We start from the raw sequence: 20622 nt of genomic DNA, 5'->3' as shown, positions 1-20622 counted from the left end.
CGAATGCACCTTGAAGTTGTACTTTAGGCGCGATCGTCGTCGGCATGCCGATGCCACTGCCGGACGGGTTCGCCGGCACGGATTGCAACCGATAGTATTGATCTTGCAGGAATCTTGTCTGCGGAACTGTCTTCCTGTCACGGATGTGCGGGATCGGCTTCGCTTTGCCCAGCCGTGTCAGTGCCGGGACCAACCAATGAGCAATCGTTCGATATACAACCGCCCATTGGCAATGAAGCGCCGTTTTCATAAGCAGCGGCACCCTGGAAAATGTGTCGGCGGCCCGCTTATCCGTTACAATCTACTCGGAAATAAAAATTTTCATTGACTGTTAGGAAATTTGGCGACATGTGCAAAGAAGTTTTTCAAAAAGGGGGAGCTTCATGAGCACTGACGAACTGGCGCCGACCTCGCACCTGATCAATCTCTCGGCCGATATCGTGTCGGCCTACGTGTCGAAGAATTCGGTTCCGGTCGGAGAGCTCGCGAACCTGATCGCGGCCGTCCATGCCTCGCTCGAGCGCGTCGCCGCCCCGCCGGCCCCCGAGCCCGAGAAGCCCACGCCACCGGTGCCGATCCGCAAGACCGTCACGCCGGACCACATCATCAGCCTCGAGGACGGCAAGCCCTACAAGTCGCTCAAGCGCCACCTGACCACCCGCGGGCTGTCCCCGGACCAGTACCGCCAGAAGTGGGGCCTGCCGCACGACTACCCGATGGTCGCCGCGACCTACGCCGCCCAGCGCTCCGAGCTCGCCAAGACCCTCGGGCTCGGCCAGATCCGGCGCGACCGCGCGGCGGCGGCCCGCCTCGCGGCCGAGAGCGCCAGCGAGGCCGTGGCGACCCCGGCCCGCCGTGGCCGTCCGCGCAAGGGCGAGTGATACCGCCTCCGGAAGATCGCTTCCGGAAACGGTATCAACCGCCCGCGCGGCGCCGGAGCGAGCGCCCGGAAACCGCATGAGGCGCGAGCGCACGAAAAACCCGCCGGGAGCGATCCCGGCGGGTGGAGAAGACGTCGGCGGCCGTCCCTCGGGGCGGCCGTTTGCGCGTCCGGGCGGCGCCTACTTGCGGCGCGCCTTGCGGGCGGCGTAGCGGGCGTCGCGGGCCGCCTTGCGCTCGATCTCCATGGCCGCCTCGCGCTCCGCCGCCTCGGCGGCCTCGCGCTCGGCCTGGGCCTTGGCCTCGGCCTCCTCGGCGGCGCGGCGCTCGGCCTCGGCCTGCTTGGCGGCCTCGCGCTCGGCGGTGCGGGCGGCGCGGGCCTCGGCGATCTTCTGGCGCTCCGCCAGGCGCGCCTGGATCTCCGGGTCGTCGGCGGCGGGCCGGGCCCGGAACCTCTCCAGCAGGGCCTTCTTCGCGTCCGCGGACGTGCTCCGCCGGTCGTTGAAGTTCTGGTCCTTGAAGCCGGCCATCGTGTTGGTCTCGTCTGTCCTGCGTGCGAAGGCGCGCCCGTCTCGTGCCGCGCCGGGAAGTGTGAGGGGCTGTCCAGCCGCCGCTCCGGGGTCGCGGGGCCGCCGCACGTGCTCTACGCCGCTCGCGCCCGGTTTTCAAAGCCTCTGACGCCGCAAACCGGCGGATCGGCGCCCGATCGCGCGAAAACGCCGCCCCGCGGGGGTGAGTTGTCAAGGTTTCCCCGGCAACATGGCGGGGCGGGGGCGAGCTCTCGCCGGAGGAGACCTCATGCGTGCGATCGTCCTCGACGATGCGGAGTTGAACAACCTGCTGATGCTCGAGGCGCTGCGGCCGATCGCGGGATGCCGGCCCGAGAGCTTCACGCGGCCGGCCGACGCCCTGGCCTGCGCGGCGGCCCATACCGACGAGATCGGCATCGTCCTGACCGATTACGAGATGCCGGGCATGGACGGCCTCGCGGTGATCCGGGGCTTGCGGGCGCTGCCGGGCTTCGCCCACGTGCCGATCGTCATGGTGACGAGCTTCGACCAGCGCGCCTTGCGCCGCGCCGCCCTGGAGGCCGGCGCCACCGACTTCGTCAACAAGCCCGTCGACCCGGTCGAGATCCGGGCCCGCGTCACCAACCTGCTGGCCCTGCGCCGCGCCCACAAGGCCGAGGCGGCGCAATCGGCCCGGCTCGCCGAGGAGGTCGCGGCGGCCGTCGCCCTGGTCGAGGCGCGCGAGCGCGAGATCGTCACCGTGCTGATGCGCGCCGCCGAGCACCGCGACACCGATACCGGCGATCACGTCGCCCGGGTGGCGAACTACACCGTGCTCATCGCCGAGGCCCTCGGCCTGCCGCCCGACCAGTGCCGGTTGATCAGCCTCGCCTCGACGATGCACGACGTCGGCAAGATCGCGATTCCCGACGCGATCCTGCTCAAGCCCGGCCCCCTGAGCACCGAGGAGCGGCGGGAGATGGAGCGCCACGCCGAGCGCGGCGCGCGGATCCTCGCCAACAGCTCGTCCGACGTCGTGCGCCTCGCCGCCGAGATCGCGGTCAGCCACCACGAGCGCTGGGACGGCACGGGCTACCCCAACGGCCTTGCCGGGCCCGCCATCCCGCTGGCCGGCCGCATCGTCGCCGTGGCGGACGTGTTCGACGCCCTGACGAGCGACCGGCCCTACAAGCGCGCCTGGACGCTCGAGGCCGCCCACGCCTTCCTGCTGCGGGAATCCGGCGCGCATTTCGACCCGGCGGTGGTCGAGGCCTTCCTGTCCCGCTGGGACGCCGTCGCCGCCCTCGTCGGCCAGGCCGCGAGCCGGGCGGCGTGAGGTGGGTGCGGTGAGCGACGGGGCGGGGGCGGCCATGGAGCCGGAAAATCCTGGACCGAGCCAGAACCGGGACCTGCGCGCCCGACTGATCCGCCCCGCCGAGGAGACGGCCGCGCCGGCGCCGGAGCGCCTGGCCGACCGCACGGTGACCAAGGGATCCGCCGCGCCCGGCGGCCGCTTCCGGTTCGTACGCCGCCGCGACGCTGCGGGCATCGCGCCGGCGGCCACGCCCCGGTCCGGACCGGCCAAACGGCATGCCAAGGGGCATGCCGGGGGGCATGCCGAGCACCGCCCGGCCGAGGCCCCGGCGTCCCGGGGGCGCGGCACCCGCAGCCTCGCGGTGCGCCTCGGCCGAGCGGTGCTCGGCGCGGTGATCGTCGCGCTCGCCGCCGGCACGGTGATCGGCGGCTGGCAGGAGACCAACCGCTACGCCACCGACACCCGCCGGGCGCTGACCGACCTCGCCGGCGTCTTCGCGGCCGCCGCCGCCGGCGCGGCCGCGGCCGACGACGTGGCCGGCGCCCACGCGGCCCTGCGGGCGATCCGGGAGGTGAAGGGCGTCGTCTATGCCGGGCTGACCCGTCCCGACGGCTCGGTGCTGGCCGAGCAGGGCAGCGGCCTGCGGCTCGCCGACGACATCGACCTCGACGACGGCGGCTTCAGCCCGTTCCAGCTGCTGTTCGTCTACACCGCCAAGGTCAGCGTGCCGGTCGTCGAGAACACCCGGGTCGTCGGCCGCGTGACCCTGATCGCCAACGCCTCCGAGCTCGCCGACCGCCTCCTCGGCGTCGTGCGCAACGGCCTCCTGGCGGCGGCGCTCGCCATGGCGGTCGGGTTCGCGGTGGCCTGGCGCCTCGGCCGCACCCTGACGCGGCCGCTCACCGCGCTCGCCCGCACCATGGATGCGGTGCGGGAGAACCACGATTACGGCCGCCGGGCCGCGATCCCTGAGGTCGCCGACGACGAGGTCGGCCGGCTGGCCACCAGCTTCAACGGGCTCCTCGACACGGTGCGCGAGCGCGACGACCGCCTGCTCGACCACCAGGCCCGGCTGGAGCAGGAGGTGAGCGACCGCACCCAGGATCTCAGCGAGGCCAAGGAGGCGGCGGAGGCCGCCAACAGCGCCAAGTCGTCGTTCCTGGCCACCATGAGCCACGAGATCCGCACGCCGATGAACGGCATGCTGGTGATGGCCGAGCTGCTGGCCGCCGCCGAGCTGCCGGCGCGCCAGCGCCGCTACGCCGAGGTGATCGCCCGCTCCGGCCAGAGCCTGCTGGCGATCATCAACGACATCCTGGATTTCGCCAAGGTCGAGGCCGGCAAGCTCACGCTGGAGCGCATCGCCCTCGATCCGGCCGAGGTCGCCGACACGGTCGTCACGCTGTTCGGCGAGCGGGCACGGGCGAAGAACCTCGACCTCGCGGCGGTCGTGGCCGCCGACGTGCCGCTCTCGATCGCGGGCGACCCGGTGCGCCTCGGCCAGGTCCTCGGCAACTTCGTCAACAACGCGCTCAAGTTCACCGAGTCCGGCCACGTCCTCGTGCGCCTCGAGACCCGGGCGGCCGGGGCCGCCCTGCGCTTGAGCGTCACCGATACCGGGATCGGCATCCCGGCCGAGATCCTGCCGACTATCTTCTCCGCCTTCTCGCAGGCCGACGGCTCGACCACCCGGCGCTTCGGCGGCACCGGGCTCGGCCTTTCGATCGCCGAGCGCCTCGTCGCCGCGATGGGCGGGCGGATCGGGGTCGAGAGCGAGGTCGGCCGCGGCTCGACCTTCTGGGCCGAGATCCCGCTCGAGGTCCTGGCCGCGGCCGAGCCGGTGGCGCGGGCGCCGGACGTCGTTCCGGCGGTCGTCGTCGCGGTGTCGGGAAGCGCCACCGGCACCGCCCTCGCGGCGGGCCTGCGGGCGGCCGGCTTCGTGCCGCAAGCCTCCTCGGCCGCGACGGGGGAGGGCGCCCACCACCTCGTCGAGGCCGCCGCCCTCGCCCGGGCCGGCCGCCGCCCGGCCGGGGCCGGCCGCGTCGTGGCGCTGGCGCCGATGGGCGAGCCGAGCGGAGCCGCGGTGCTCTCCTCCGGCCTCGCCGACGCCCTGCTGCGCTGGCCGCTCGCCCAGGCCGAGTGGCGCCCGGCGCTCGCCGCGCTCGCCACCGGCGGCGCCTTCGCGGGAATCGGCGCCGAGGCCGGTCCGGTCGCGGCCTTGCCGCGCTACCCCCACGCCCGGGTGCTTGTGGCCGATGACAACCCGGTCAACCGCGAGGTCGCGGTCGAGGCGCTCGGCCGCCTCGGCGTTACCCGCGTGGTTACCGTCGAGGACGGCTACCGCGCCCTCGAGGCGGCGCGCGAGGGCGCCTTCGACCTGATCCTGATGGATGGCAGCATGCCGGTCCTCGACGGCTTCGACGCCGCCCGGGCGATCCGGCAGTGGGAGGCGGCGCAAGAGACGCCCCGCACCGCCATCGTGGCGGCCACCGCCCACGTGGTCGGCACGTCGGCCGAGGCCTGGCGCGAGGCCGGGATGGACGGGGTGCTGCTCAAGCCCTTCACGCTCACCGACCTCGCCCGCACCCTCGCGGCCGCGCTCGGGGAGGACGGGACGGTCGCCGCCGAGGCGGAGACGGCTTTCGCGGCCGAGGCCGCCGGCCCACCCGCCGCGCTCCTCGATCCCGATACGGTCGCGAGCCTCGCCGAGATGGCGGAGGGCTCCGGTTCGGCCTTCGTCGAGCGGGTGCTCGGGCTGTTCTCGGCCCACGGCCCCGACGGGCTGTCCGCCCTCAGGGCGGCGGGCGACGACGCCGAGGCCGCCGCCCGGGCGGCGCACGGGCTCAAGTCGATGAGCCTCAACGTCGGCGCCGCCGCGCTGGCCGCGCACCTGCGCGACATCGAGCATGCGGCGCGGGTCGAGGGACGAGCCCCCGACGAGGCGGCGCTCGCGCCGCTCGCCGGCCTGCTCGCGGCGAGCATCGCGGCTCTCTACGGGCACTTCGACCTGCCGGCCCCGGTGCCGGCCCTGCGCGACGCGGCCTGACCCGCGCCCCGCTCTCCTTCGGCGCCCGATCGGCCGGACCCTTCCGGCATCCCGCAGCGTTACCATGTGACCGGCCACGGCCACGCTCGATGCGGGTCGGCAGCCGTCCCGAAGCGGAACCAGCCCCGAGGAGCGCGAGACGACCATGGCCCACGAGAGCAGCGGCGCGATCTACACCGCCGCGGGCGCCAACCTGGCGATCGCCGTGGCGAAGTTCGTCGGCGCCTTCTTCACCGGCAGCAGCGCGATGCTGGCCGAGGGCGTTCACTCGGTGGTCGACACCGCCAACCAGATCCTGCTCCTCGTCGGCCTCAAGCGGGCGCAACGTCCGGCCGATGCGCGCTTCCCCTTCGGCTACGGCCGCGAAGTCTACTTCTACGCCTTTCTGGTCGCCCTGCTGATCTTCCTCGGCGGCGGCGCCTTCGCGGTCTACGAGGGCATCCACAAGCTCCAGCACCCCGAGCCCGCCGCCGACGCGGTGATCCTCGGCCGCACCATTCCGGGCTACGTCGTCAATCTGGCGATCCTCGGCTTCGCGGTCGCGGCGGAGGGGTATTCCTGCTTCGTCGCGCTGAAGGCTTTCTGGGGCGAGAAGGGCAAGCTGCCGCCGGTCACCGCGATCCGCCGCAGCAAGGACCCGGCCCTGTTCACCGTGCTGGTCGAGGACGTGGCGGCGCTGACTGGCCTCGTCGTGGCGATCGGCGGCGTGGTTCTTGCCGAGACACTGGACCAGCCCGCCTACGACGGCGCGGCCTCGATCGTGATCGGGCTGATCCTGATCGGCATGGCGATCTTCCTGATGATCGAGACCCACGGCCTCCTCGTCGGCGAGGCGGCGGAGCCCGAGCTGGTCGGGGCGATCCGAGAGATCGTGCGCTCCGAGCCGGGTGTGAACCACGTCAACGAGGTGCTGACCCAGCATCTCGGGCCGGCCGACATCCTGGTCAATGTCAGCCTCGACATCGACGACCGGCTCACCGGCGGCGAGATCGAGCGGCTGGTCAGCCAGCTCGAGGCACGGATGAAGGCCCGGAGCCCCAAGGTCCGGCGCGTCTTCATCGAGATCCAGGCCCGTCACGCCGCCGCCAGCCAGGCGGAGCGCCAGTCGCCCGTCCCGGCGGCGTGACCCCGATGCCGGCCCGGGTGCCCGCATGCATCCGGGCCGGCGACAGAGCTGTGGCTCGATCGACACGACGCTCGGTTGATGTTTATACAATTATCCGCGAATTCAGGTCGCGTTTTGCAACCTTGAGTATATTACAATTGGTTGCATCTGTATGAAATCCACAGGAACTACCTGATTTCATCGCCGCGTTGCTGATGCCAGCTTGCGATTGCGCGAAAGACTTGCCAACGATTCTGTGGGATCGGGCGGTGCTCTGTGAGGGCCTCGTGCGCAACGGCTCCCAAGAAGACCGAGTGGCGGTGCGGACCCGGACCGGCCTGCTCCGACGCCGCCGTCCATCACACTCTCGAAGCGGAAACCCAATGATGTCAGACGTGGAAACTCACGACCAGGAGCCGGGCGAGCTCGTCATGCTCACGGCCGATATCGTGTCGGCCTACGTGTCGAAGAATTCGGTTCCGGTCGGAGAGCTGGGAAGCCTGATCGCGGCCGTCCACGCCTCGCTCGAGCGCGTCGCCGCCCCGCCGGCCCCCGAGCCCGAGAAGCCCACGCCGCCGGTGCCGATCCGCAAGACCGTCACGCCCGACTACATCATCAGCCTCGAGGACGGTAAGCCCTACAAGTCGCTCAAGCGCCACCTGACGACCCGCGGACTGTCACCGGACCAGTACCGCCAGAAGTGGGGCCTGCCGCACGACTACCCGATGGTCGCCGCGACCTATGCCGCCCAGCGCTCCGAGCTCGCCAAGAGCTCCGGCCTCGGCCAGCAGCGCAAGAACCGCGGTCGGTAGGCCGCGCAGGCGGACGGTCTTCCGACCGCCGCCCGGAAACGAACGAAGCCTGCCCGGCCCTCGGCCCGGCAGGCTTTTTCTTGCGGATCCTTCAGGGGCCCGGTGGGCCGGATACGGGCGGACGGCCTCCCGGCTCAGGGGGCGTCGGGGTCCCGCGGCGCGGCCGGGGCGAACAGGTCCTCGGGCGGCTCGACGACGACCCGGCGGCCCGCGACGTCGATCTCCGGCACGAAGGCCTTGGTGAAGGGCAGGAGGGCCGGGCTGCCGCCGGAGGCCGGCGCGATCTCCAGGAGGTCGCCGCCGCCGTAGTTCGGTACCGCCTTCACGGTGCCGACGGGGTTGCCGGCGCGGTCGACGACGGCGAGGCCGACGAGGTCGGCGGTGAAGAACTCGTCCTCCTCCTCCGGCGCGCCGAGGCGGTCGCGGGCGACGTAGAGGGCGAGGCGGTTCAGGCTCTCGGCATCGTCGCGGCCGGCAATGCCCGCGATGCGGGCGATCAGGATGTCGTGGGCTCCCGCGGCGGGTCGCAGGGACAGGATCTCGACCCGGCGGCCGTCGGCCCCGGTGAGCGGCCCGTAGGACCCGATCGCGGCCGGGTCGGCGGTGTAGGATTTCAGCCGGACCTCGCCCCGCAGGCCGTGGGCGCGGCCGCATTCCCCCAGCAGGACGAAAGCGGGGTCGCCGGCGATCCGGTCGATCCGCACCGGTCCGGCCGGAGGGGCGGCGCCCCGGGGCTCGGCCCCGGAGCGCGGATCGTGCGCGGGCGCGCCGGCGCCCCGGCGCGGGTCGGAGCCCCCGCGGCCGGGTCCTTTGGGGACCCGGCCGCCCGGGGGGCGGGCGTCGGGACGGCGCGCCATGGCGGAGGTCTTACTCGGCCGAATCGGCGGCGCCGGCCTTCTCGGCGCGGGCGGCGGCGCGCTCCTTGGCCTTGGTGCCGGGCTCGGCCTTCTGCGGGTTGTTGCGGGTCGGACGCTTGGCGAGGCCGGCGGCGTCGAGAAAGCGCAGGACGCGGTCGGTCGGCTGGGCGCCCTTGGCGAGCCAGGCCTGGACCTTCTCGGTCTCAAGGACGACGCGGGCCGGATCGTCCTTGGGCTTCATCGGGTCGTAGGCGCCGACCTTCTCGATGAAGCGGCCGTCGCGCGGCGCGCGGGCGTCGGCGACGACGATGCGGTAGTACGGGCGCTTCTTGGCGCCGCCACGGGTGAGGCGGATCTTGAGGGACATGGGTCTCTTCCTGTCTGAGGTTGAAGGATCGTTCGACGATGCGGGCGGGTAGGGCCTGAAGAACCCCGTGCCGCCTACTTCTTCTTGCCGAAGGGGAGGCCGCCGAGGCCGGGCAGGCCCGGGAGCTTGCCGCCCAAGCCCGGCAGGCCGGGAGCGGCGGGGGGCGCCTTACCGGCAGGGCCTGCCGGCAGCTTGCCGGCTTGGCCGGGCGCCTTGGGACCGCCGAGGCCCGGAGGCATCGGCGGAAGGGAGGTGCCGGGCGGCAGCGACTTCTGCAGCTCGGCGAGCATCTCGGGGGTGGGCTGGGGCATGCCGCCCATCATCTTGCCGAGGGGGCCCATTCCGCCCCCCATGCCGCCGCCGCCGAGCCCGAACATGCTGCCGAGCGCCTGGCCGATGCCGCGCTTGCCCGAGCCCATGGCCTTCATCATGTCGGCCATGGTGCGGTGCATCTTGAGGAGCTTGTTGATCTCCGAGACGTCGACGCCGGCACCCTTCGCCACGCGCTTCTTGCGCGAGGCCTTGAGCACGTCGGGGTTGCGGCGCTCCTCGGGGGTCATCGACGAGATGATGGCGCGCTGGCGCTTGAACATCTTCTCGTCGAGGTTGGCGCCCTCGACCTGCTTCTTGATCTGGCCCATGCCGGGCAGCATGCCCATCAGGCCGCCGATGCCGCCCATCTTCTCCATCTGGGCGAGCTGCATCGACAGATCGTCGAGGTCGAACTTGCCCTTGCGCATCTTCTCGGCGACGCGGAGGGCCTGTTCCTGGTCGATGGTCTCGGCCGCCTTCTCGACGAGCGAGACGATGTCGCCCATGCCGAGGATGCGGTTGGCGACGCGGGCCGGATGGAACTCCTCCAGCGCGTCGACCTTCTCGCCGGTGCCGACGAGCTTGATCGGCTTGCCGGTGACGGCGCGCATCGAGAGCGCCGCACCGCCGCGGGAATCGCCGTCCATGCGGGTGAGCACGATGCCGGTGACGCCGAGGCGCTCGTCGAAGGCGCGCGCCGTGTTGACCGCGTCCTGGCCGGTCAGCGCGTCGGCGACGAGCAGCACCTCGTGCGGGTTGGTGGCCGCCTTGACGTCGGCGGCCTCCTGCATCAGCGCCTCGTCGAGGGTGACGCGGCCGGCGGTGTCGAGCATCACCACGTCGAAGCCGCCCAGCCGCGCCGCTTCCATGGCGCGCTTGGCGATCTGCACCGCCGACTGGCCGGCGACGATCGGCAGCGACTCGACGCCGACCTGTTTCGCCAGCACCGCCAGCTGCTCCATGGCGGCCGGGCGGCGGGTGTCGAGGGAGGCGAGCAACACCCGGCGCTTGTCGCGCTGGGTCAGGCGCCGGGCGATCTTCGCCGTCGTGGTGGTCTTGCCCGAGCCTTGGAGGCCGACCATCAGGATGCCGACGGGGGCGGGGGCGTTGAGGTCGATGACCCCCGCCTCGCCGCCCAGCATCGCCACGAGCTGGTCGTTGACGATCTTTACGACCATCTGGCCGGGCGTCACCGACTTCAGCACGACGGCGCCGACCGCCTGCTCGCGCACCTTCTCGGTGAAGGAGCGCACGACCTCGAGGGCGACGTCGGCCTCCAGGAGTGCGCGGCGCACCTCGCGCAGGGCGGCGGTGACGTCGGCCTCGGTCAGGGCGCCGCGGCGGGTCAGCCCGGACAGGATGCCGGAGAGACGGTCGGAGAGGCCTTCGAACATGCGCGTCAGTCTCCGGGGATTATTCGTCTACGCCCGCGGAGGCGGCGCGCCGGGCCTGGAGGGCACCCTCGAAGTGGTTCAGCGCCCGCTCGAACTTGTCGCGGCAATCGGGATTGCAGAAGCCGACGACCGCGCCGTTGTAGAGCGTCAGCGAGTCGGCCGCGACCGGCTTGCCCGACCAGGGGCAGAGCTCGTTCACCGCGTCCTCGATGCGCAACGGCTGGGGGTCGGTCCTGGTCATCCGGTCTCCTGCGGTCCGCCCGTCGGGGTGGCGGGTCACGAGGATTCGCCCAACGCAAGTCGCGCCCGAGGGCGCATCGCGCTGTCGGGCGTTGACCTCCGGCCTCACGGGCCGGTCGGCGTCGGGACGAGACCTCGTCCTTGAGTGGCGCGGCCTACCGGCCGCCGCCCGCGATGTCAAGGCGGGACAGACACGGGACGTCGGGGCAGAGGCGTGTTTACCGGTTCTTAACCATCTCGCCGTTAACTCGCGAGCAAGATTTGCAGGAGACGCGGCGTGTCCGAACCCGCTTTGAAGACGCAGACCACCGCCGCGCCGCGGCCGGCCCAGGGCCCGCTCCAGGACTGGCTCGCGACCCTCTCGCGGATCGACGCCGCCGATCAGGCCCACGGCGCGCCGCGCCGCCAGGCGGAGGCCCAGGCGGCCTGGGAGCCGCGCATCGTCGCCCCGGCCGAGGTCGCCAAGACCACCACCGCGGCCGAGGCCGTCAAGGCGCCCGCCGCGGGACCGGACATCGAGATGCCGGGCCTGCGCGGCGAGGACGACGACCTCGCCGCCCTAATGGCCGAGAACATGATGCTCAAGGCGCGGCTGCGCCAGGAGAACGCGCGCTACGACGAGCTGCAGTCGATGCTGGCCGACGAGCTGCGCGCCCTGCGCTCCCACGTGCAGCAGGAGGTCGACAAGGCCGAGGAGCTGCGGGCCGAGCGCGACCTGTGGATGGCCCGGGCCGAGGCCCTGGCCCAGCCGCTGTTCCAGCGCCGCTGACGCCCGAACCCGGCCGGGAACGCCCGCGCCCGGCCGCAGAACGCAACGCCCCGGCATCGAGCATCGATGCCGGGGCGTTGCGTTTCGGGGGGCCCTGCGGCGCCGCTCGTCGGCCGCGTCGGCCGCGTCGCCGCCGACAGCGACCGGAGGAGCCCGCCCTTCGGCCGCCTCGCCCGGGGCTCAGGCCGGCGTCGCGGGGGCCGCGTCGAGCACCTCGCCGTAGATCACCGCGAGCTCTTCCGCCTGCTGGTGCGCGGTCCGGATCGGTGCCGTGAAATCTGGCACGCGCAGGTGGATCTCCGGGTTCTCGTCGATGAAGCGCAACGCCGCCAGCAGCCCGGTCTCGTCAGACACGTCGACGACGTAGCCGTTTCGGCCCTCGGCGATGCAGTCGCCGACCGCGCCCCGGTTCGAGGCCACGACCCAGCATCCCGAGGCGACCGCTTCCCGGGTCACCAGGCCGTAGCTCTCCGGCCAGACCGAGGGCGCCAGCAGCACGTCGATGGCCGCGTAGAGGCCCCCGACGCTCGATTGCGGGAACTTGCCCCGGATCGTGACCGGCACGCTGCCCCACTCCTCGCTCACCTGCTCGGTCGGATGCATGGCGTGGTCGATGAGCAGCAGGCTCAGGTTCCGGAACGGCTCGTTGCGGATCACGTTGCGGATCAGGCCGTAGCCCTTGTGGTCGGCCAGTCCCCCGATGAAGCCGAGGCGCACCCGGCCGGTCGGGCTCTCGGTCCGCGTCACCTCCGGCAAGCGCGAGACGCCGTTCTCGACCACCTCGATCTCCGAGAGGCCGACCTTCCGGCACAGGTCGCCGAAGGGCTGCGACACGGTCAGCACGCGGGCGGCGCCCTTCAGGCAGCGCAACAGCGTCCGGGCGCGCGCGTAGCCGTCGCTCATGAAGGTGTCGAGCGAGGCCTTGCCGCTGTAGTCGTAGGTCTCGACCACCCGGTTGCCGTTGGTCAGGAACTGGTTCGGCGAGATCCACCAGCCGTCGTGCATCGTGATCAGGTAGGGGATGCGGCGGCGGATCGCCGTGGTGACGCAGGACGTGGTCAGCCGCTGGATGCAGTGGAAGTGGATCAGGTCCGGCACGATCCGGTCGAGGACGCGGTCGAAGACGCGGCCCATCTCGGGGTCCTCGACGAAGCTGTCGATGTCCGGGTGGATCGCGGCGGTGATGCAGAACACCCGCACGCCGTCGCGCATGTACCAGTCGAGAGCGTAGGGGGTCGAGCCGCCCTCAAGGGTGCAGATCACGTCGATCTGCCACTCGGGCCCCAGGATGGTGCGCAGCGAGCGGACGTTGTCGTGGACCACCCGCGTCGCGCCGCCGATGGCCTGCGGCGGGTAGAATACGTTGACGATGACGAGCTTGCGGCGCGGCGCGAGTTGGCGTGCCGTCGTGCGGTCGATGATCTCGGCCAGGCCGCGGGCCTGGCGTTCGAGGCCGTAGCGCTCGACCACGACGCGCTTGGCCGCCGCGCCGATCCGGGCCCGGTCCTCGGGCGAGCGGACCAGGCGGTCGAGGGCGGCGTGGAACGCGTCGCTCGTCTCGCACAGGAAGCCGGTCTCGCCCTCGACGATCACCTCGCGATGCGTCTGCGTGCTGCTGACCACGGACGGGATGCCGAACATCGCGGCCTCCATCCACTTGATCTCGCTCTTGCAGTCGTTGAACACGTCCGGCACCAGCACCGAGATGTTGATGTCGGCCTCGCGCAGCAGGTCCCAGTACGACGCCACGTTGGCGATCGGCCGGGACGCGATGATGTAGTCGGACCAGGGCCGCAGCAGGTCGGAGACCGTGATCTCGCCGATCACCACGATGCGGATGCGCCCGCCATGGGTCTCGAACAGGCGCGCGAGAGCCGGCTCGATCAGCCGCTCGAAGTCGAGCTTGTGGGCCTTGGTGCCCGAACCGTAGAAGATCGTGACGGCGTCGCGAGACGAGGTCGCCTCGCCCTGCATGCTGACGAGGTGGGGGCTGCTCAGGGCGTTCGGCTGGTGGAACACCGTCCCGGTACGGACCCGGCGCTCCAGGTGCCGGGCGAGGCTCGGCGTCGAGGCCATGCCGTAATCGCACAGCGCGGCGGCTTCCGCGAACAGGCAGACGCCGCAGGCCATCGATGCGTGCTGGCGCGCGTCGATCAGGCCGACATAGGTCTCGAGCCCCGGCGGAAAATACTGCGAGTCGAACACCAGGTCGTCGATGTCGTAGATCGTCACGATCCCGAGCTCGGCGGTCTTCGTGATGGCGTCGACGACATTCGGGAAGGCGGGCACCCGATAGAAGATCGTGTAGTCGGTCCGGATCAGGTCGGCCATGTAGCGGCCGTGATCTTTGGTGTAGTCGTAGACCTCGACCTCGTAACCGGCCGCCGCGAGCTGCTCGGCGCGCTGGTCGACGCGGTAGAAGCGGCATTGCGCGAGATCGCAATTGGCGTAGACGGCGACCCGGCGGACGCGGCCGGTGCCGACAGGCCGCTCGCCGTCCCGGGCGAGGGAGCGCGCCGCCGCGGTCACCTGCGCGCGGGCCTCGTCGTAACCCGCCGAGAGGGCGATATCCGCGCTCTTCTCCCAGACGTCGTAGAAGGCCTTCTCCCGGATCTCGCGCAGTCGCAGGCGCAGGCCGACGTCGCCCGGATATTTCGCCACCCCCGCCGCCATGGCGCCCGCCGCAGCCTCGGTCTCTCCGAGCTCGATCAGGCCGTTGGCGAGATGCAGGAAGGTCCACTCGTTGCTGGCGTCGATCGCCACGACGTGGCGGCGCAGGCGCGTGGCCAGGGCGAGATTGCCGCCGCGGTGGATCAGGTCGGCCCGGTGGTTGAGGGCGCGCGAGTGCGTGGGAATCTGGTTGAGCGCGCGGACATACAGTTCGGCGGCCTCGGCGCTTCGGCCCTGCTTGGCGCGCGCGTCGCCGACATCGACCAGGAAGCCGGCGGAGGCGGGATCGCCCGCATCCTGCGTCCACTCGATCAGATCCCGCACGACCCGGCTGGGCGTCGCGGGATCGTCCTCGCCCGCCGCGAGCCGGGCCGCGACGAAGGAGGCGACCGCCCGCGGCAGCTTCGCCTCGTGGACGAAGCGGACGAGCACGGTCAGGTTCGGCCAGTACGGCGCGTCCCGGCCGCTCCTCAGCCAGAGCTCGTAGCGCTCCTTGCGCGTCGTCCCGGCCAGGGCGTCGTCGCCGCCATACTCGGCGCGGAAGAAATCGTCGTCGAAAGCGCCCTCGAGCGAGATGTCGTGCTGCTCGTACTGGCCGATCTCACAGAAATGGCGGATGCATTCGGCCTTGTTGAGGAACTTGCCGACCTGCTTGATGTATTTATATTGATAAAAATTATGGTCGAAATAGTCACGGAAGCACGGCGTGTTGACCCCGTGATTGCAGGCGATCTCCTCCTCGTTGAAATACACGAGCTGGTCGACAGGCGTCTGCAGGTGCTGCCGGACGAGCGCCACGGCATCCGCGGGCGGCAGCCCGCGCGGCACCGAGACGCCGTACAGCTGGAGAATGAGCTCCGCCTCGTAGTAGAGGGGCGTGTGGCTGCGATTCTCGGCCCGGCCGTGTTCGTGGTAGTGCTTCAGCCGCCCGGCCGTCGACGGGATCGCGCGGGCGATGTCGGGATTGGCGGCGACGTAGCTCGCGAGGTTGAAGCCCCGCGGCAGGCCGGCCGGCGCGGACCCGGCCGCCTCGGACGGCGCGCCGTAGAGCCTGTTCTCCGCCCGGCCGTGCTCGATGTAATGGAGGGCCGCCTCGAAATCCCACCGGACCGCCGTGGCGACGTCGGGATTCAGGCGCAGATACGTCCCGGCGTCGAAGTCCTTGGGCAGCGTGCCGTCGGCCGCGACGGCGGCGCGGGCGAGCGCCTCGCTGCCGAACCGCCCCTCCTTGCGTCCGAACTCCTTCCAGTGCGTGACGATCTCGTCGTCCGTCGCACCGTGCATGTCGGCGTAGTAATCCCGATAAAACGTCACGTCGAGCGCGGTGTCACGTTTGCGCGCGCCGAGCCGCGGTAGCCTGAAAAAATTCATGTCGCCCCTCGCTGTCACCGATCGCGTCGTGGAATATCTCTGATCAATACTGTCTTGAAGGTGCCGATCGGGAACAAGGATGGCTGCCCGTGCAATCCTTGCCTGTATTTCCCGATGAAACAGCTCTTTCGCACTGCAAAAACGAGTGGATGTACGGGCCGGGCCGAGACGATGTCAAGCGCGCGGGGTCCGCGGGAACGCCGGCTCCGTGACGGCGCGCGCGACGCGCGCAGCAGCCGGCCCGCGGGGCGATTTCCCGTGCGGCGCAAAATGCTCTAGAGCGGCGGCGCCATTTCTCGCAGACCCACGATGTCGCATAACAGCTTCGGCCACCTCTTCCGCGTCACCACCTTCGGCGAGAGCCACGGGCCGGCCCTCGGCTGCGTCGTCGACGGATGCCCGCCGCTGATCCCGCTCGACGTGGCGGAGATCCAGGCCGACCTCGACCGGCGCCGGCCGGGCCAGTCGCGCTTCACCACCCAGCGCCAGGAACCGGACCAGGTCCGCATCCTCTCGGGCGTCTTCGCCGACGAGCGCACCGGCGGGCACCAGCTCACCACCGGCACGCCGATCGCGCTGATGATCGAGAACGTCGACCAGCGCTCGAAGGACTATTCCGAGATCCGCGACAGCTACCGGCCGGGCCACGCCGACTACGCCTACGACGCCAAGTACGGCATCCGCGACTATCGCGGCGGCGGCCGCTCCTCGGCCCGCGAGACCGCGGCGCGGGTGGCGGCCGGGGCCGTCGCCCGCAAGGTACTGGCCGGGGTCACGATCCGCGGTGCCCTGGTGCAGATCGGCCCGCACGCGATCGACCGCGCCCGCTTCGACTGGGACGAGGTGCAGAACAACCCGTTCTTCTGCCCGGACGCGACCGCGGCGGCGGAGTGGGCCGCCTATCTCGACGGCATCCGCAAGGCCGGCTCGTCGGTCGGCGCGGTGATCGAGGTGGTGGCCGAGGGCGTGCCCGTCGGCCTCGGCGCGCCGATCTACGGCAAGCTCGACGCGGATCTCGCCGCCGCCATGATGTCGATCAACGCCGTCAAGGGCGTCGAGATCGGCGACGGCTTCGCGGCCGCCGCCCTGCGGGGCGAGGACAACGCCGACGAGATGCGGCCCGGCAACGACGGTCGGCCGTTCTTCGTCGCCAACCATGCCGGCGGGGTGCTCGGCGGCATCTCGACCGGCCAGCCCCTGGTCTGCCGCTTCGCCGTCAAGCCGACCTCCTCGATCCTGACCCCGCGGGCGAGCGTCACCCGCGACAACCGTCCGGTCGACGTGCTGACCAAGGGCCGGCACGACCCCTGCGTCGGCATCCGGGCTGTGCCGGTGGGCGAGGCGATGATGGCCTGCGTGCTCGCCGACCACCTCCTGCGCCACCGGGCGCAGGTCGGGACCGAGCCTGGCACCACGCCGGCGTTTCAGCCGGAGTGAAATCACGACGATTTCAGTTGGACTGAAATCGTCGTGGGTCTATGACGGGGTCGTGAAACTCGGCGACTGGCTCCGGCAGCAGGGCGTGACCCGCATCGACTTCGCGCGGCGCTGCGGGCTCTCCCCGGCGGCGGTGACGGGGTTGTGCAACAATCCCGAGCCCTGGCTCTCGCGGGAGACGGCGGCCGCCGTGGCGCAGGCGACCGGCGGCGCCGTCACCCCCAACGACTTCCTGGGGCTCGTCCCCTCGGGGCTTGGCCCCTCGCGGCAGGAGATGCCCGTGTCCCACGCATCGATCATCGAGGCCCTCGACGCCTTCGCCCGCGGCGAGATCGTGGTCGTCACCGACGACGACGACCGCGAGAACGAGGGCGACCTCGTCGTCGCCGCCTCGCTCTGCACGCCGGAGAAGATGGCGTTCATCATCCGCAACACCTGCGGCATCGTCTGCGCGCCGATCACCGTCGCGGAGGCCAAGCGCCTGCGCCTCGAGCCGATGGTCGCCTCGAACGACGCGCCGCTCGGCACCGCCTTCACGGTCACGGTCGACGTCAAGCACGGCCTGACCACCGGCATCTCGGCCGAGCAGCGCTGCAACACCGTGCGGGCGCTCGCCAACGGCAACATGGGCGCTACGGATTTCGTGCGCCCGGGCCACGTCTTCCCGCTCATCGCCAAGGACGGCGGCGTGCTGATGCGCTCCGGCCATACCGAGGCCGCCGTCGACCTGTGCCGGCTGGCCAAGCTCCCGCCCGTCGGGGTGATCTGCGAGCTCGCCAACGACGACGGCACCGTGATGAAGGGGCCGCAGATCACGGCCTTCGCCGAGAAGCATGGCCTCAAGCAGATCTCGGTCGCCGAGCTGATCTCCTACCGCCAGGCGCGCGAGAAGCTGGTCGAGCGGGTCGGCACCTTCCCGGTCAAGACCGAGTGGGGCGAGATGACCGGCTACGCCTACACCACGCCGTTCGAGCCGATGCAGCAATTCGCCTTCGTGCACGGCCGCATCGGCGAGGGCCGCGACGTGCTGGTGCGGCTGCATCGCTCGAACGTGGTGGCGGACGTGATCGAGGGCGGCCGCACCATCGAGGCGGTGATGCGCCGCTTCGCCCAGGAGGGCCGCGGCGTGCTGGTCTACCTGCGCGACGGCACCGCCGGCGTGCCGCTGTCGCAACTGCCCGACGGGGCCGGCGAGGACGGCGCCGAGGCCGCCCGCGTCCGCCAGTGGCGCGAGGTGGGCCTGGGCGCCCAGATCCTGCGCGACCTCGGCGTAGTCTCGATCCGCAACATCTCGAGCGCGGCGCGGTCCTATGTCGGCCTGTCCGGCTTCGGCATCGAGATGGTCGGCGACGAGCCGCTGGAAGGGTAGGGGCGTCCGCCCCCGCCTGCCGTTCGCCGCGCCGCGTCCGTCGTCCCGGGGCCGCCACGGCGGGCCTCGGGCTGACCGTCCGGAAGGTCAGCGAAGGTCCGGGCCCGCCGCGGGCCTGGTCACCGCCCCATCAGCGTCTCGACATGGGCGGCGACCGACTTCGACAGTCCGACGAGGTCGTAGCCGCCTTCGAGCAGCGAGACGACCCGGCCGCCGCAGCGGCGGTCCGCCACCTCCATCACCGCCCGGGTCGCCCAGGCGAAGTCGGCCTCGGTCAGCTTCAGGTTGGCGAGCGGGTCGCGCCAATGGGCATCGAACCCGGCCGAGATCACGATCAGGTCGGGCCGGAAGGCCTCGAGGCGGGGCAGCACGCCGTGGCTGAAGGCCTCCCGGAAGGCGTCGCCGTCGTCGCCCGCATGCAGCGCCACGTTGACGATGGTGTCGTGCTCGCCGCGCTCGGAGGGGGCACCGGTGCCGGGAAACAGCGGCATCTGGTGGGTCGAGGCGTAGAGCACGCTCGAATCGTCCCAGAAGATGTCCTGCGAGCCGTTGCCGTGGTGGACGTCCCAGTCGACCAGCGCGACCCGGGCGGCGCCGTGGTGCCGGCGCGCGTGGCGCGCCGCGACGGCCGCGGTGTTGAACAGGCAGAAGCCCATGGCGCGCTCGCGCTCGGCGTGGTGGCCGGGCGGGCGCATCGCCGCGAAGGCGTTGGCGACGCGGCCCTCCATCACCTCGTCGACGGCGCGCACGGCGGCCCCGAGCGCCCGGCGCGCCGCCTCCAGCGAGCCCGGGGACATCACCGTGTCGGAATCGATGCCGACCAGCCCCTCGTCCGGCGCTACCGCCGCGATCGCCGCGACGTAGTTCTCCGGATGGGCGAGCCCCGCGACCGACAAATCGGCGAGCGGTGCCTGCTCGCGCACGAGGGCGGCGAAGCGCTCGTCCTCCAGGGCCCGCTCGATCACCCGGATGCGGTCGGCCCGCTCGGGGTGGCCCGGCGGCGTGTCGTGGTCGAGGGAGGCCGGATGGCAGAGATAGAGCGTCGTCATCGTGCCCGCTTCGCGCGTTCCCCCGGGCCGGTCGTGCGACGGCCCATCCCTGGCCGGCACCGTGGCAGGGCCATGGCCCGGACGCAACACACGGCCGGCATCGTTCACAGCGGGGCGGGTCCGCGCTTCGCGCCCCAACGGCCACGCTTTACCGTCGAGGGAGACTGATTCGCCTGCTCGACAAGGTTCTCTCCCGATGCGCCGCCCCCGCCCCGCACTCGCGCTCGTTCTGACGGGGGCCCTCCTGGCGCTGCCGGGCTGCATGTACAAGGCAACCCCCGATCCCGAACTGTCCGCGAAGGACAAGGAGTGGATGGCGATGGTGCCGGAGCCCGAGATCGACCGGCGCTTCGCCCGCTACATGATCGAGGACCCGACCGGTGAGGCGCCCGGCACCATCGTGGTCGAGACCAAGGAGCGCCAACTCTACTACGTCCTGCCCGACCGCAAGGCGATCCGCTACGGCGTCACTGTGGGCGACGAGGCCTATGGCTGGAACGGCACGGCGCGAATCTTCCGCAAGGCCGCCTGGCCGGACTGGCACCCGCCGGCCGAGATGATCAAGCGCTGGCCCCACGTCCACGCGATGCAGGGCGGCCCCGCCAATCCGCTCGGCGCCCGCGCCCTCTATCTGGCGGACGGCTCCGGCAAGGACACGCTCTATCGCATCCACGGCACCAACGAGCCGGAGCGGATCGGCCAGGCGGCGTCCTCGGGCTGCATCCGCATGCGCAACATCGACGTGGTCGACCTGTACAACCGGGTCGGCGCGGATGCCCGGGTGATCGTGCGGTAGGCCGGGCCCTCTTGACCGGGCCCCGTAGGGGGCCGCTTCCCGGCAGACGATCCGGTCTGCCGGGAACCATGCCGGCTTGCATTCGCCCGGTCATCGCAACGCTTTGGCAACGCCGTCCCGTTGCCGGGCTTTAACCTGAACAGGGATTCAGATCCCGCCGTTAACCTGTCGAAGCCCTCCCGCCCCGCATAGTCCTCCTCATACAGGGACAAGCACCGGCACAACAAAGGCCGGGGAGGCATGGACAGATGATCAACGCTTCGCTGCAACACTTCTGCAACCGTATCCTCGCCGCCGGCACCATCGGCCTGGAGGACGTGCGCGA

The 20622-nt window shown here is 71.4% G+C and carries 16 protein-coding genes; 9 read left to right on the top strand and 7 right to left on the bottom strand.

Going from position 1 to position 20622, the window contains the following annotated elements; translation table 11 throughout:
* The first annotated feature begins 383 nt into the window (after positions 1-383).
* Positions 384-881, top strand: coding sequence for a Ros/MucR family transcriptional regulator (locus V3T34_RS16735; RefSeq protein ID WP_305079199.1), 498 nt, complete (start codon positions 384-386; stop codon positions 879-881).
* A gap of 180 nt (positions 882-1061) precedes the next feature.
* Here V3T34_RS16735 and V3T34_RS16730 read toward each other — a convergent pair whose 3' ends face one another.
* Positions 1062-1409 (bottom strand): DUF6481 family protein, encoded by a 348-nt coding sequence (locus V3T34_RS16730; protein ID WP_060847407.1) that lies wholly within the window; start codon positions 1407-1409, stop codon positions 1062-1064.
* A 268-nt stretch (positions 1410-1677) separates the two neighbouring features.
* On the opposite strand from V3T34_RS16730, the gene V3T34_RS16725 reads away from it, so the two are divergent.
* From V3T34_RS16725 to V3T34_RS16710, 4 genes are all read left to right on the top strand, one after another.
* The gene (locus V3T34_RS16725) at positions 1678-2724 is read left to right on the top strand and encodes an HD-GYP domain-containing protein (RefSeq protein WP_305079200.1); all 1047 of its coding nucleotides are present in this window, start codon (positions 1678-1680) and stop codon (positions 2722-2724) included.
* A gap of 10 nt (positions 2725-2734) precedes the next feature.
* Positions 2735-5749 carry a hybrid sensor histidine kinase/response regulator gene (locus V3T34_RS16720; RefSeq protein WP_305079201.1) on the top strand — a complete coding sequence of 1005 codons (3015 nt, stop codon included), beginning with the start codon at positions 2735-2737 and terminating at the stop codon, positions 5747-5749.
* 145 nt (positions 5750-5894) lie between these two features.
* Positions 5895-6875, top strand: coding sequence for a cation diffusion facilitator family transporter (locus V3T34_RS16715; protein ID WP_091890678.1), 981 nt, complete (start codon positions 5895-5897; stop codon positions 6873-6875).
* A gap of 362 nt (positions 6876-7237) precedes the next feature.
* Positions 7238-7666, top strand: coding sequence for a Ros/MucR family transcriptional regulator (locus V3T34_RS16710; protein WP_060847410.1), 429 nt, complete (start codon positions 7238-7240; stop codon positions 7664-7666).
* Positions 7667-7800: 134 nt separating this feature from the next.
* Here V3T34_RS16710 and rimM read toward each other — a convergent pair whose 3' ends face one another.
* From rimM to V3T34_RS16690, 4 genes are all read right to left on the bottom strand, one after another.
* Entirely contained in the window at positions 7801-8523 is a 723-nt protein-coding gene (gene rimM / locus V3T34_RS16705) for a ribosome maturation factor RimM (protein WP_305079202.1), read from the bottom strand.
* A 10-nt stretch (positions 8524-8533) separates the two neighbouring features.
* A complete protein-coding gene (gene rpsP, locus V3T34_RS16700) occupies positions 8534-8890 on the bottom strand; it encodes a 30S ribosomal protein S16 (protein WP_060847411.1) in 357 nt (118 codons plus the stop codon).
* A 74-nt stretch (positions 8891-8964) separates the two neighbouring features.
* Positions 8965-10596 (bottom strand): signal recognition particle protein, encoded by a 1632-nt coding sequence (gene ffh, locus V3T34_RS16695; protein ID WP_305079203.1) that lies wholly within the window; start codon positions 10594-10596, stop codon positions 8965-8967.
* A gap of 19 nt (positions 10597-10615) precedes the next feature.
* A complete protein-coding gene (locus tag V3T34_RS16690; RefSeq protein WP_060847413.1) occupies positions 10616-10837 on the bottom strand; it encodes an eL24 family ribosomal protein in 222 nt (73 codons plus the stop codon).
* Positions 10838-11113: 276 nt separating this feature from the next.
* Here V3T34_RS16690 and V3T34_RS16685 point away from each other — a divergent pair, with 276 nt between their 5' ends.
* Positions 11114-11605 (top strand): hypothetical protein, encoded by a 492-nt coding sequence (locus tag V3T34_RS16685; RefSeq protein ID WP_305079204.1) that lies wholly within the window; start codon positions 11114-11116, stop codon positions 11603-11605.
* Between the two features lie 180 nt (positions 11606-11785).
* On the opposite strand, the gene V3T34_RS16680 is transcribed toward V3T34_RS16685, so the two are convergent.
* Positions 11786-15646, bottom strand: a complete 3861-nt coding sequence (locus tag V3T34_RS16680; protein ID WP_305079205.1) for a glycosyltransferase — start codon at positions 15644-15646, stop codon at positions 11786-11788.
* A 309-nt stretch (positions 15647-15955) separates the two neighbouring features.
* On the opposite strand from V3T34_RS16680, the gene aroC reads away from it, so the two are divergent.
* The gene (gene aroC / locus V3T34_RS16675; RefSeq protein ID WP_305079206.1) at positions 15956-17083 is read left to right on the top strand and encodes a chorismate synthase; all 1128 of its coding nucleotides are present in this window, start codon (positions 15956-15958) and stop codon (positions 17081-17083) included.
* Positions 17084-17357: 274 nt separating this feature from the next.
* On the top strand, positions 17358-18452 hold the full coding sequence (gene ribB / locus V3T34_RS16670; RefSeq protein WP_407942722.1) for a 3,4-dihydroxy-2-butanone-4-phosphate synthase: 1095 nt from the start codon (positions 17358-17360) through the stop codon (positions 18450-18452).
* A gap of 119 nt (positions 18453-18571) precedes the next feature.
* On the opposite strand, the gene V3T34_RS16665 is transcribed toward ribB, so the two are convergent.
* Positions 18572-19501 (bottom strand): histone deacetylase family protein, encoded by a 930-nt coding sequence (locus V3T34_RS16665; protein ID WP_305079207.1) that lies wholly within the window; start codon positions 19499-19501, stop codon positions 18572-18574.
* 196 nt (positions 19502-19697) lie between these two features.
* Between V3T34_RS16665 and V3T34_RS16660 the strand changes: the two genes are divergently transcribed.
* Positions 19698-20297 (top strand): L,D-transpeptidase, encoded by a 600-nt coding sequence (locus V3T34_RS16660; RefSeq protein ID WP_060847418.1) that lies wholly within the window; start codon positions 19698-19700, stop codon positions 20295-20297.
* The last annotated feature ends 325 nt before the right edge of the window (positions 20298-20622 follow it).

The organism is Methylobacterium ajmalii (genome assembly GCF_036448855.1).
Lineage (GTDB): Bacteria > Pseudomonadota > Alphaproteobacteria > Rhizobiales > Beijerinckiaceae > Methylobacterium > Methylobacterium ajmalii.
This window is presented reverse-complemented; position numbering and strand designations above follow the sequence as displayed.

Excerpts from the sequence above, each read along its gene's own strand:
- V3T34_RS16735 (WP_305079199.1), top strand. The coding sequence starts at position 384 with ATGAGCACTGACGAACTGGCGCCGACCTCGCACCTGATCAATCTCTCG.
- V3T34_RS16730 (WP_060847407.1), bottom strand. The coding sequence starts at position 1,409 with ATGGCCGGCTTCAAGGACCAGAACTTCAACGACCGGCGGAGCACGTCC.
- V3T34_RS16725 (WP_305079200.1), top strand. The coding sequence starts at position 1,678 with ATGCGTGCGATCGTCCTCGACGATGCGGAGTTGAACAACCTGCTGATG.
- V3T34_RS16715 (WP_091890678.1), top strand. The coding sequence starts at position 5,895 with ATGGCCCACGAGAGCAGCGGCGCGATCTACACCGCCGCGGGCGCCAAC.
- V3T34_RS16710 (WP_060847410.1), top strand. The coding sequence starts at position 7,238 with ATGATGTCAGACGTGGAAACTCACGACCAGGAGCCGGGCGAGCTCGTC.
- rimM (WP_305079202.1), bottom strand. The coding sequence starts at position 8,523 with ATGGCGCGCCGTCCCGACGCCCGCCCCCCGGGCGGCCGGGTCCCCAAA.
- rpsP (WP_060847411.1), bottom strand. The coding sequence starts at position 8,890 with ATGTCCCTCAAGATCCGCCTCACCCGTGGCGGCGCCAAGAAGCGCCCG.
- ffh (WP_305079203.1), bottom strand. The coding sequence starts at position 10,596 with ATGTTCGAAGGCCTCTCCGACCGTCTCTCCGGCATCCTGTCCGGGCTG.
- V3T34_RS16690 (WP_060847413.1), bottom strand. The coding sequence starts at position 10,837 with ATGACCAGGACCGACCCCCAGCCGTTGCGCATCGAGGACGCGGTGAAC.
- V3T34_RS16680 (WP_305079205.1), bottom strand. The coding sequence starts at position 15,646 with ATGAATTTTTTCAGGCTACCGCGGCTCGGCGCGCGCAAACGTGACACC.
- aroC (WP_305079206.1), top strand. The coding sequence starts at position 15,956 with ATGTCGCATAACAGCTTCGGCCACCTCTTCCGCGTCACCACCTTCGGC.
- ribB (WP_407942722.1), top strand. The coding sequence starts at position 17,358 with ATGCCCGTGTCCCACGCATCGATCATCGAGGCCCTCGACGCCTTCGCC.
- V3T34_RS16665 (WP_305079207.1), bottom strand. The coding sequence starts at position 19,501 with ATGACGACGCTCTATCTCTGCCATCCGGCCTCCCTCGACCACGACACG.
- V3T34_RS16660 (WP_060847418.1), top strand. The coding sequence starts at position 19,698 with ATGCGCCGCCCCCGCCCCGCACTCGCGCTCGTTCTGACGGGGGCCCTC.